This is a genomic window from Achromobacter sp. (assembly GCF_057314935.1).
In genome coordinates, this window is record NZ_DBHKZA010000046.1 from 24768 (window position 1) to 35571 (window position 10804).

The window sequence follows — 10804 nt, forward strand, 5'->3', positions numbered from 1 at the left end:
CAGCTTGGTGGGGCGCAGAACTTTCATCATTGCAACTCCTGGTTCCGATAATGGATAAGGGCCTATTAACACTAAAAGGAGCCTCGCACAGGCCGGTAATCGGCCGCCAGGCTAGGCGCGGTCGCCGCCGCGTGGCTTTGCCACGCTAGGTGGGCGCAACGACGCCTGGCGGCCGATTACCGGCCTGCCCGAAGGGTGAGTACTCAAATGAGCGCCTCTCAGCGTTGCGAATGCTCGCCGGGGACCTGCCACGACTGCGCTTCGCGCCTTGATAGCCACTCATTTGAGTACTCATGCGAGGCTCCTTTTAGTGTTAATAGGCCCTAGGGGGGTTTGGTGGAAGAAAAACAAGTACGACAACGGAATCAATACGCGCCGCCGACCGGATGGCGGGCAACGAAGTGATCGGTTCCAACCTGCACCAGCGGCTGCACCACCGGCTCGTCGCCGAGCTTGCGGATGGGGCTGGGGATTTCATCGGACAGCAAGGTGCGCTTCAGGTGGCGGCGCGCCGGATCGGCGATCGGCACGGCCGACATCAGCTTCTTGGTGTACGGGTGCTGCGGATTCTCGAAAATGGCGCGGCGCGGGCCGATCTCGACGATCTGGCCCAGGTACATCACGGCCACGCGATGGCTGACGCGTTCCACCACGGCCATGTCGTGCGAAATGAAAAGGAACGAAATGCCCATGTCGCGCTGCAGGTCGATCAGCAGGTTCACGATCTGGGCCTGGATCGACACGTCCAGCGCCGACACCGATTCGTCGGCGATCACGACCTTCGGGTTCAGGGCAAGCGCGCGCGCGATGCAGATGCGCTGGCGCTGGCCGCCCGAGAATTCGTGCGGGTAGCGCTGCGCCATTTCCGGCGGCATGCCCACGCGCTCCAGCAATTCGGCCACGCGGCGCTCGGCATCGCGGCCCTTGGCCACGCCGTGCACCAACAGCGGCTCCATGATGGAGAAACCGACCGTGACGCGCGGATCCAGCGATGCGAACGGGTCCTGGAACACGAACTGGATGTCGCGGCGCAGGGATTGCAGCTCGCTGTTCTTCAAGCGCACGATGTCGCGCCCGCCGAACTTGATCTCGCCGCCCTGGCTATCCACCAGGCGCAATAGCGAACGGCCGGTCGTGGACTTGCCGCAACCTGATTCGCCCACCAGCGACAGCGTTTCGCCCGGGAACAGGTCGAAGCTGACCTGTTCCACGGCATGCACGCGGCGCTGCACGCGGCTCAGGATGCCGCCGCGCAGATCGAAGCGGGTCACCAGGTTGCGCACGCTCAGGATCGGCTCGCGCTTGGCGGCCGGCACTTCCTGCGTGCTGGTGACACCAGGTTCGGCCACAGGCTGCGCCTGGCCTTCCACCTGCAACAGCGGGAACCGCGCGGGAAGATCGGTGCCTTCCATGGCGCCCAGCTTCGGCACCGCCGACAGCAGCGCCTTGGTGTAGGAATGCTTGGGGGCCTCGAAAACCTGTTCCGACGGGCCTTCCTCGACCTTGTCGCCGCGATACATGACCAGCACGCGGTCGGCCACTTCCGCAACCACGCCCATGTCGTGGGTGATGAACACCACGCCCATGTGCATTTCTTCCTGCAGTTGACGGATCAGTTGCAGGATCTGCGCCTGGATGGTGACGTCCAGCGCGGTGGTGGGTTCGTCGGCGATCAGCAGCGCCGGCTTGCAGGCCAGCGCCATCGCGATCATCACGCGCTGGCGCATGCCGCCCGACAACTGGTGCGGGTAGCGGTCCAGCACCGATTTGGCTTCCGGGATGCGCACCTGTTCCAGCATGCGCAGCGCCTCGGCGCGCGCGGCTGAGGCATCCTTGCCCTGATGCTGGCGGATCGATTCGGCGATCTGGTCGCCGGCCGTGAACACCGGGTTCAAGGAGGTCATCGGCTCCTGGAAGATCATGGCCATGTCCGCGCCGCGCACATTGCGCATCACGCGTTGGCTGGAACCGACCAGGTCGATCACGGAGCCGTTGCGCCGGCGCAGGGCCATGCTGCCCTGGGCGATGCGGCCGCCGCCATGTTCCACCAGACGCATGAGTGCCAGGGACGTCACCGACTTGCCCGAACCCGATTCGCCCACGATGGCCAGGGTTTCACCCCGGTCCACATGGAACGACAGGTTGCGCACGGCTTCGACCGTGCGCTCCGAACCTACGAAGCGCACCGTCAGGTCGTCGACCTGGACCACGCGGTTTTCCGGCAGCGCCAGGCTGTTTGCGCGATCAACCATCTTTATTAATCCCCAATATCAATACAGAACCCGCCGCCGCTCATCGATAGATGGCGGTGACCGGCTTTTCGCCTACGCGGGCGTAACCCCGATACATGCCTTCCGTGTTGAACGGCAAGGCCACATTGCCCTGGGCGTCAACGGCCACCAGGCCGCCCTTGCCGCCGATGGTGGGCAGTTTTTCCATGACGACGCGGTTTGCCGCCGTTTCCAGCGAAGCGCCGCAATATTCCATCTGCGCCGCCACGTCATAGGCGGCGACCATGCGGATGAACATTTCGCCCGTGCCCGTCGTGGACACGGCGCAGGTCTTGTTGCTGGCATAGGTGCCGGCGCCGATCAGCGGGGCATCGCCCACGCGGCCGACCTGCTTGTTGGTGATGCCGCCGGTGGAGGTGGCGGCCGCCAGGTTGCCCTGGGCGTCCACGGCCACCGCGCCCACCGTGCCGAACTTCTTGTCGGCGTCCAGCGGGTCGGCCGGCGCGGGCTGGCCACGTGCGACCAAGGCTTGGCCGTCGTGGTCCAGCACGGCGGCGTCCGGCGTTTCGCGTTGCACGCGCAGCAGTTGCTCGCGGCGGGCTTCGGTCGAGAAATACGACGGATCGACGATGTCCAGGCCCTGTTCCTTGGCGAAGGCTTCGGCGCCCTCGCCCACGAACAGCACATGCTTGCTGTTTTCCATCACTTTGCGCGCGGCGAACACCGGGTTGCGCACGCAGTTCACGTTGGCGATGGCGCCCGAACGCAGCGTGGCGCCGTCCATGATGGCGGCGTCCAGCTCGTGGGTGCCCGCGCTGGTGAACACGGCGCCGTGGCCGGCGTTGAACAAGGGGCAATCTTCCAGCAGGCGCACGGCTTCGGTGACGGCGTCAATCGCGCTGCCGCCGTTGGCCAGCACGGCCTGGCCGGCGGTCAGGATCGACTCCAGGGCGGCCAGGTATTCCTGTTCTTTCTCGGGCGACATGGCCGCGCGGGACATCGCGCCGGCGCCACCGTGAATGGCAATCACGGGTTGAATCATCGTTTACCTACTCCATGGATAAGCCACGGCATCACAGACTGGGTCACCCCAGCCGCGGCCGCGACGGAATTCTTGGCCCGATAGGCCACCGCGGCGGACAGGGCTTCGATCAGCCCCAGCGCGGCGGTTTCGGAATTGGGGATCAGCTGGCGCGCGGAAAACGCGTAGAGCACGACGGATGCCGTGGGCGCCAGCGGAGACGTGGGTTTGTCGGTCAGCACCAGGACGGGCACGCCGGCCTGCTTGGCGGCGGCGGCCAGCGTCACCGTGTCGGCCAGATAGCGCGGGAAACCGATAGCGATCACCAGGTCCTTGGCCGTCATGCGCGACATCTGACGCGCAGCATGCGACACGCCGCCGGGGCCGGCCAGCGATTCGACGGAATGCAGGCTCATGCACAGGCCGCGTTGCAGCAGGCCGGCCAAAAAGCCGCTGGCGCCGAAACCGATGATGAACACGCGGTCGGCAGCCAGGATGGCTTCGACCGCCTGCTCACAGGCGGCCGAATCCAGCGATTGCAGGTTGCGCTGCGCGTTGCGGATGTCTTCTTCCAGCGTGGCGGCGAAGATCTGCACGGCGCTGGCGGAATGCGCCAGTTCGGTACGCAGCTTTTCGACGGGTTCCAGCGCGGCTTCGAATCCGCGCGCCAGTTCGGCGCGGAATTGCGGATAGCCAGGAAGGTCGAGCGCCCGCGCGAAGCGGTTCGCCGTGGCCACCGACACCCCCACCGCCGCCGCGAACTCGTCGATGGTCATCGTGGCGGCGCGGAACTGGTGCGCCAGCACGTATTCGGCCATCTTGTGCTGCGTCCGGCTCAGCGCGGGCTGAGCCCGGGCGATCCGATCAGCGATCGTAAGTGCGGCCTTGTTCATCGATGGGGGATGGGTCTTAGCGGAGGATTGTGTAAATCTGTTTACACACAAATTTTAGATAAGAAAATTCATTTTCATAGTAAGGGTATACCCGTGAATTTATGTAACAGTGCATCAAAAGAAACGGGGCCGGTTTGAGGTACGCTAACGGCGCCCTGCTTTCCCCCACCTTTTTTGCCCCTTGCCGACTTGGATTGACGCAATGCCCGATTGGATCTGCAAACCCCACCAGGACCTGACCGTGCCGGAGATCTACGCGATCCTGCGCCTGCGCACGGAAGTCTTCGTCATCGAACAGCAATGCATCTTCCAGGACGTCGACGGCAAGGACCTGATCGGCCAGACGTGCCACCTGATGGCCTGGCAGGACGGCCAGTTGGCCGCCTATTGCCGGATGCTGGACCCGTCGCAGAAAGACGGGCAGATCGAGATCGGCCGCGTCATCACCGCGCCCTGGACGCGCGGCCAGGGCCTGGGCCACGAATTGATCCGCCATGCCATGCAGGAAGTGCGCCAGCGCTGGCCCGGCCGCGCCATGTACCTGGGCGCGCAGGCCCGCCTGCGCAATTACTACGGCGGACACGGCTTCGTGCAGGTCACGGACGAGTACATCGAAGACGGCATTCCGCACATAGGGATGCGGCTGGACGAAACCGCCTAGCCCCCAATGAAAAACGCCCCTTGCGGGGCGTCTTTACCTGAACAACGGCAGCCGTTTATTTGACGGCCGACACGTCCAGCTTGGCCAGCGTCTTGGACTGGATCTCGTCCACCGTCACGCCCGGCGCCGTTTCCAGCAGCTTCAATCCGCCTTCGGTGACTTCCATCACGCCCAGGTCGGTGATGATCAGGTCGACGACGCCCACGCCGGTCAGCGGCAGGTTGCATTCGGGCAGCAGCTTGATGTCTTCGGTGCCGTCCTTCTTCTTGGCCACGTGCTCCATCAGGACTACGACGCGGCCGACGCCGGCCACGAGATCCATCGCGCCGCCCATGCCCTTGACCATCTTGCCCGGGATCATCCAGTTGGCCAGATCGCCCTTTTCGGACACCTGCATCGCGCCCAGGATGGCCAGGTTGATCTTGCCGCCCCGGATCATCGCGAACGAGTCCGCCGACGAGAAGATCGACGAGCCCGGCAACGTCGTCACCGTCTGCTTGCCGGCGTTGATCAGGTCAGCGTCGACTTCGTCATCGGTGGGGAACGGGCCGATGCCCAGCAGGCCGTTCTCGGATTGCAGCCACACTTCCACGCCCTTGGGCACGTGGTTGGCCACCAGGGTCGGCAGGCCGATACCCAGGTTCACATAAAAACCGTCTTGCAGCTCGCGCGCGGCGCGCGCCGCCATTTCATCGCGGGACCATGCCATGTCGTCTTCTCCTTAGGCCGGGCGAGTGGTGCGTTGTTCGATGCGCTTTTCCGGCGTCGTGTTCAGCACGATCCGTTGCACATAGATGCCGGGCAGGTGGATCTGATCGGGATCCAGGCTGCCGGTGTCAACGATCTCTTCAACCTCGACCACCGTGAACTTGCCGGCCATGGCGACGTTCGGGTTGAAGTTGCGGGCCGTCTTGCGGAACACCAGGTTGCCGCTGCGGTCGGCGATGTGCGCCTTGACCAGCGACACGTCCGGCACCAGCGAACGCTCCATCACGTATTGCTGGCCGTCGAATTCGCGGATTTCCTTGCCGTCGGCCACGATGGTGCCCACGCCGGTGCGCGTGAAGAACGCGGGAATGCCCGCGCCGCCGGCGCGCAGCTTCTCGGCCAGCGTGCCTTGCGGGGTGAACTCAAGCTCGAGTTCGCCCGACAGGAACTGGCGTTCGAATTCCTTGTTCTCGCCCACGTAGGACGCGATCATCTTGCGGACCTGGCGCGTATTGAGCAACTGGCCCAAGCCGAAACCGTCGACGCCCGCATTGTTGCTGATGCACGTCAAATCCTTCACGCCCGAATCGCGCAGCGCGGCGATCAGGGCCTCGGGAATACCGCACAGGCCGAAACCGCCCACGGCGATCATCTGACCGTCCTTGACGATGCCTGCCAGCGCCTCCTGGGCGCTTGCAAAAACCTTGTCCATCGCTCCAACTCCTAGTTAAGGTCGAACTCAAGAGTGCCCGCCCCGCCGCTTGCGCGGCCGTCCCGCATGGGGATCAAGAAATTCGGGGAGGGCCCTGTCTTTCCTTGGAGCGCGGCTGCCGGCGTCGGCCCCAGACGGCATCGCGACATTGCCCGATGTCTCTGGGTCGCGGCGCCGAGGGTGGCGCGCCCCTTTATTTCTATTCTGGTTTTGCGCTTGATTTTAACGGCATGACGGCCAATTCCGCGCGGGCTTTCGGAGGATGGCCCCTGCGGGATTGCCCGCCCTCAGGCGGCTGCCTTGAACTGCGTGCCCATCTGCGCCAGCACTTCCTGCGGCCACGGTGCGGACGTATTGGCCACGTAGTCCATCCAGACTAGCACGTTGCGCCCGCGGGCATAGGGGCCGGCATCGTCGCCGACCTTCTCCAGCAGCAGCTCGAATTCCGCGCTGGAACGGCCGATGCGGGTCACTTTGTGCGTGACGCGCACGGTCGCCGGATAGGTCAGCGGGCGCAGGAAATCGCACGAGGCATGGGCCAGGATGGCGCCGTTGTCCGCAGGCAGCTCGAAGCCCGCGTCGTACAGGATCTGCATGCGCGCCTCTTCCATGAGGCGGAAATACAGCGTGTTGTTCAGATGATTCAAGGCGTCTGAATCGCCCCAACGCAAAGGCAATTCCACCTGATGGGTATCGCCCACCGCCAGAATCCGCGCAGACAGATTGTCCGGGTTCACCAATTACTCCTGAAGGCTAAAAGAAATACGAAGGCGTGCATGGCCTCCGCCTGCAATACAATCGCCGATAATACTTCCAGCCATATATGGAATACATACGGGGAGCTTTGCAAATGTCTGAACGCGAGTCGATGGAATATGACGTGGTCGTGGTTGGCGGTGGACCCGCCGGCCTGGCCACCGCAATCCGTCTAAAGCAGCTGGCCGCTGAAAAGAATCAGGAGATCGGCGTCTGCGTCCTTGAGAAAGGGGCGGAACTGGGTGCGCACATCCTGTCCGGCGCCGTCATGGACCCGCTGGCATTGACCGAGCTCATCCCCGACTGGAAGGAGAAAGGCGCGCCGCTGAACGTGCCCGTCACGCAGGACAAGTTCCTGTTCCTGTCCCAGACGGGCGCGCGCGCCACGCCCAACTGGCTGCTGCCGCCCTGTTTTCACAACGAAGGCAACTACATCGTCCGTCTGGGCGACGTCGTCAAGTGGATGGGCGAACAAGCCGAAGCGCTGGGCGTGGACATTTTCCCCGGATTCGCCGCCGTTGAAGTGCTGTACGACGAAAACGGCGCCGTGCGCGGCGTGGCCACCGGCGACATGGGCGTGGCCCGCGACGGCTCGCACACCGACCACTACCAGCCCGGCATGGAACTGCATGCCCGCTACACGGTGTTCGGCGAAGGCGCGCGCGGCCAACTGGGCCGCCAACTGATCGAACGCTTCAAGCTGGACGACGGCCGCGATCCGCAGGCCTACGGCATCGGCATCAAGGAAATGTGGGAAGTCGACCCGGCGCAATCCAAGCCGGGACTCGTCATCCACACGGCTGGCTGGCCCCTGGATTCCGACACCTATGGCGGCTCGTTCCTGTACCACCTGGACAACAATCTGGTCGCCGTGGGCATGATCGTCGGCCTGGACTACGCCAACCCGTGGCTCTCGCCGTTCGACGAATTCCAACGCTACAAGACGCACCCGGCCATCCGCGGCACGTTCGAAGGCGGCAAGCGCATCGCCTACGGCGCCCGCGCCATCACGGCCGGCGGCCTGCTGTCGCTGCCCAAGCTGACGTTCCCGGGCGGCGCGCTGGTCGGCTGCGAAGCCGGTTTCCTGAACGCGTCCCGCATCAAGGGCAGCCATGCGGCCATCAAATCCGGCAAGCTGGCCGCCGAAGCGGCGTTCGACGCCCTGGTGGCCGACCGCCGCCAGGACGAGCTGACTGCCTACCCGAAGGCGTTCGAGGCCTCGTGGCTGCACGCCGAACTGAACAAGGCCCGCAACTTCAAGCAGTGGTTCAAGAAGGGCCGCACCATCGCCACCGTGATGACCGGCGTCGAGCAACTGCTGCTCAAGGGCAAGATGCCCTGGACCCTGCGCCACAGCAAGCCCGACCACGCCTGTCTGCAACCGGCATCGGAATGCGCCCGCATCGACTATCCCAAGCCCGACGGCAAGCTCACTTTCGACAAGCTCAGCTCGGTGTTCATCTCGAACACCAACCATGAGGAAAACGAGCCCATCCACCTGACGTTGAAGGACCCGTCGGTGCCGGTCAGCATCAACCTGGCCAAGTACGGCGGCCCGGAATCGCGCTACTGCCCGGCCGGCGTGTACGAGTTCATCAAGGACGACCACGGCGACGACCGCCTGCAGATCAACGCGCAGAACTGCGTGCACTGCAAGACCTGCGACATCAAGGACCCGACCCAGAACATCGTCTGGGTGGCGCCGCAAGGCGGCGAAGGGCCGGTGTACAGCGGCATGTGATCCGGCCGGGCCCCGCCCCGCCACAAGGCGCCCCTTGGGGCGCTTTTTCATTTTTCAGGTGACCTCCATGACCGAACGCGTACTTCTCATTGGCTGCGGCGACCTGGGCCAACGCGTCGCCCGGCGCTTCCTGGCGCGCGGCGACGAGGTCCATGCGCTGCGCCGCCATCCCCCCAAGGACGACGACAGCGGCATCCGGTGGCTGCAAGGCGACATCACGCAGCCCGCCAGCCTGCCCGCCCTGCCGGCGGGCGTGACCCGGTTGATCCACCTTCCCGCCCCAGGCTCGCGCGACGCGTCGGTCTACCGGGGCGTCTTCATCGACGGCCTGCAAACCGTGCTGGATACGCTGGACGCGTCGCGCCTTCAGCGCGTTGTGTTCGTGTCGTCCAGCGCGGTCTATGGCGAACACGAAGGCGGTTGGGTGAATGAAGACACCCCGCCCGCTCCGCAAGGTTTCAACGGCCGCGTGCTGCTGGAGGCCGAGGCGGCGCTGGCCGCGCGCGGCCTGTCGTCCACGTCGCTGCGGCTGGCGGGCCTGTATGGGCCGGGCCGCCTGCAATTGATCGAGCGGCTGCGCAGCGGGGCGGCGGGCGCGCCCGTCCAGCCCGAGCATTGGGCCAACCGCATTCATATCGACGACGCCGCCGCGGCGGTCGTGCATCTGGCGCTGCTGCCTGACGTCGATCCCGTCTACATCGGCTGCGACGACACGCCGCTGCCGCTGCATGCGCTGTACGCCGACCTGGCGGCGATGGCCGGGGCGCCCGCGCCGCGCATCGCGCCCGCCCCGGCGAACGTGGGCAGCAAGAAGCTCAGCAATGCCCGCCTGCGGGCAAGCGGATTCACGCTGCGGTGGCCGGATTCACGAGCGGGGTACGCGGCGCTGCTGGCCGACGCCGGTACGACGCAGGCATAGTTCGTCCGGCGCCGAATCGTTGCGTGCGCGGGCGGCGGATACTGGCGGCCAGACCCACCGCCGACCACGCCATGCTTCCCGCCCATCCCCTGCTTGCCGTCACGCATCCCGACCCTTACCCCTACTACGCCGCGCTGGCGCGCGAGAGGCCGCTGTATCGGGATGAGACGCTGGGCCTGTGGGTCGCCAGCCATCCGGACACGATCCTGGCCGTCATGCGTGACCCGGCCGCCCGTGTGCGCCCCCCGTCCGAACCCGTGCCCCGGGGCTTGTGTCCAGGCCCTGCCGGCGAACTGTTCAGCCGTTTCGTGCGCATGAACGACAGCGCCTTGCACACGCGGCTGAAGGCCTTGCTGGCGACGTTCATTCACGAACAAGGCTCGCGGCCCTGTACGCCGTTCTGGCCCGCGGTACCGGCCGGGGATGCCGCCGACGTGGACCGCTACCTCACCGCCGCACCCGTCCACGCGCAAGCGGCCTTCCTGGGGTTGGGCGCCGCGTTACAGGCCGACAGCGCGACGCAGATCGCCGTCTTCCTGGCCGCCCTGCCCGCCACGGCCAGCGCCGATGCGATTGTCGCCGGACACGCGGCCGCCCAGGCGCTGCAATCCCGCCTGGAATCCTTGCTGCTTGCTGGCGACGCCTCCCCCGCGTTACGGACGCTGCGCGAGGATGGCGCGCGCGCGGAGGTCCCGGCTGCCATGATGGCGGCGAACCTTGCCGGCCTGCTGTTCCAGTCCTGCGAGGCCGGCGCCGGGCTGCTGGGCAACGCCTTGGTCCATATCGGCCGGCGCGGCCTGTCCGCCGGCGCGGCCCGCGCCGACGCCCCGGCGATCCTCGACCACGTCCTCCGCCACGATCCGCCCGTGCACAACACGCGGCGATTCCTGGCCGACACGATCACGATCGGCGGCCAGCAGGTCGAGGCCGGCCAGACCGTGCTGCTGGTGCTGGCTGCCGCCGCAACGGTCCAACCAGATGCCGGCTGGACGTTCGGGGCGCCCGGCATAGGGGCGCCCGGCATAGGGGCGCCCGGCATAGGGGCGCCCGGCACAGGGGCGCAGGGCCATGCCTGCCCCGGCCACAGCCTGGCGCGGCACCACGCCACGGGCGCGCTGGCGCATCTGCTGCAAGCCGGGGTCGACCCCGCCGCCCTGGCCTC

The 10804-nt window shown here is 65.9% G+C and carries 10 protein-coding genes; 4 read left to right on the forward strand and 6 right to left on the reverse strand.

Features of this window, described 5'->3' with window-relative positions:
* Positions 1-365: 365 nt before the first annotated feature.
* Genes ACO6D5_RS17805 through ACO6D5_RS17815 form a run of 3 tightly spaced genes read right to left on the reverse strand, consistent with a single transcriptional unit; the run spans position 366 to position 4145 of the window.
* A complete protein-coding gene (locus ACO6D5_RS17805) occupies positions 366-2252 on the reverse strand; it encodes a dipeptide ABC transporter ATP-binding protein (RefSeq protein WP_485826088.1) in 1887 nt (628 codons plus the stop codon).
* Between the two features lie 40 nt (positions 2253-2292).
* Positions 2293-3273, reverse strand: a complete 981-nt coding sequence (locus ACO6D5_RS17810; protein WP_485826089.1) for an isoaspartyl peptidase/L-asparaginase family protein — start codon at positions 3271-3273, stop codon at positions 2293-2295.
* The gene (locus ACO6D5_RS17815) at positions 3270-4145 is read right to left on the reverse strand and encodes a MurR/RpiR family transcriptional regulator (protein ID WP_006223876.1); all 876 of its coding nucleotides are present in this window, start codon (positions 4143-4145) and stop codon (positions 3270-3272) included. The genes ACO6D5_RS17810 and ACO6D5_RS17815 overlap by 4 nt, the downstream gene beginning before the upstream one ends.
* A 202-nt stretch (positions 4146-4347) precedes the next feature.
* Here ACO6D5_RS17815 and ACO6D5_RS17820 point away from each other — a divergent pair, with 202 nt between their 5' ends.
* Positions 4348-4806 carry a GNAT family N-acetyltransferase gene (locus tag ACO6D5_RS17820; RefSeq protein WP_485826090.1) on the forward strand — a complete coding sequence of 153 codons (459 nt, stop codon included), beginning with the start codon at positions 4348-4350 and terminating at the stop codon, positions 4804-4806.
* Positions 4807-4861: 55 nt separating this feature from the next.
* Here the strand turns inward: ACO6D5_RS17820 and ACO6D5_RS17825 are convergent, their stop codons facing one another.
* The 3 genes from ACO6D5_RS17825 to ACO6D5_RS17835 all read right to left on the reverse strand — a co-directional run bounded on the left by ACO6D5_RS17825 (position 4862) and on the right by ACO6D5_RS17835 (position 6963).
* Positions 4862-5515, reverse strand: coding sequence for a CoA transferase subunit B (locus tag ACO6D5_RS17825; RefSeq protein WP_006223869.1), 654 nt, complete (start codon positions 5513-5515; stop codon positions 4862-4864).
* A gap of 12 nt (positions 5516-5527) precedes the next feature.
* A complete protein-coding gene (locus ACO6D5_RS17830) occupies positions 5528-6226 on the reverse strand; it encodes a CoA transferase subunit A (protein ID WP_054423951.1) in 699 nt (232 codons plus the stop codon).
* Between the two features lie 287 nt (positions 6227-6513).
* Positions 6514-6963 carry a thioesterase family protein gene (locus ACO6D5_RS17835; RefSeq protein ID WP_315846085.1) on the reverse strand — a complete coding sequence of 150 codons (450 nt, stop codon included), beginning with the start codon at positions 6961-6963 and terminating at the stop codon, positions 6514-6516.
* Positions 6964-7076: 113 nt separating this feature from the next.
* Here ACO6D5_RS17835 and ACO6D5_RS17840 point away from each other — a divergent pair, with 113 nt between their 5' ends.
* The 3 genes from ACO6D5_RS17840 to ACO6D5_RS17850 form a co-directional block, all read left to right on the forward strand.
* Positions 7077-8723, forward strand: coding sequence for an electron transfer flavoprotein-ubiquinone oxidoreductase (locus ACO6D5_RS17840; RefSeq protein WP_485826091.1), 1647 nt, complete (start codon positions 7077-7079; stop codon positions 8721-8723).
* Positions 8724-8790: 67 nt separating this feature from the next.
* Positions 8791-9642 (forward strand): NAD-dependent epimerase/dehydratase family protein, encoded by an 852-nt coding sequence (locus tag ACO6D5_RS17845; RefSeq protein ID WP_315846083.1) that lies wholly within the window; start codon positions 8791-8793, stop codon positions 9640-9642.
* 71 nt (positions 9643-9713) lie between these two features.
* A partial coding sequence (locus ACO6D5_RS17850; RefSeq protein WP_485826092.1) for a cytochrome P450 family protein occupies positions 9714-10804 on the forward strand: 1091 nt, incomplete at its 3' end.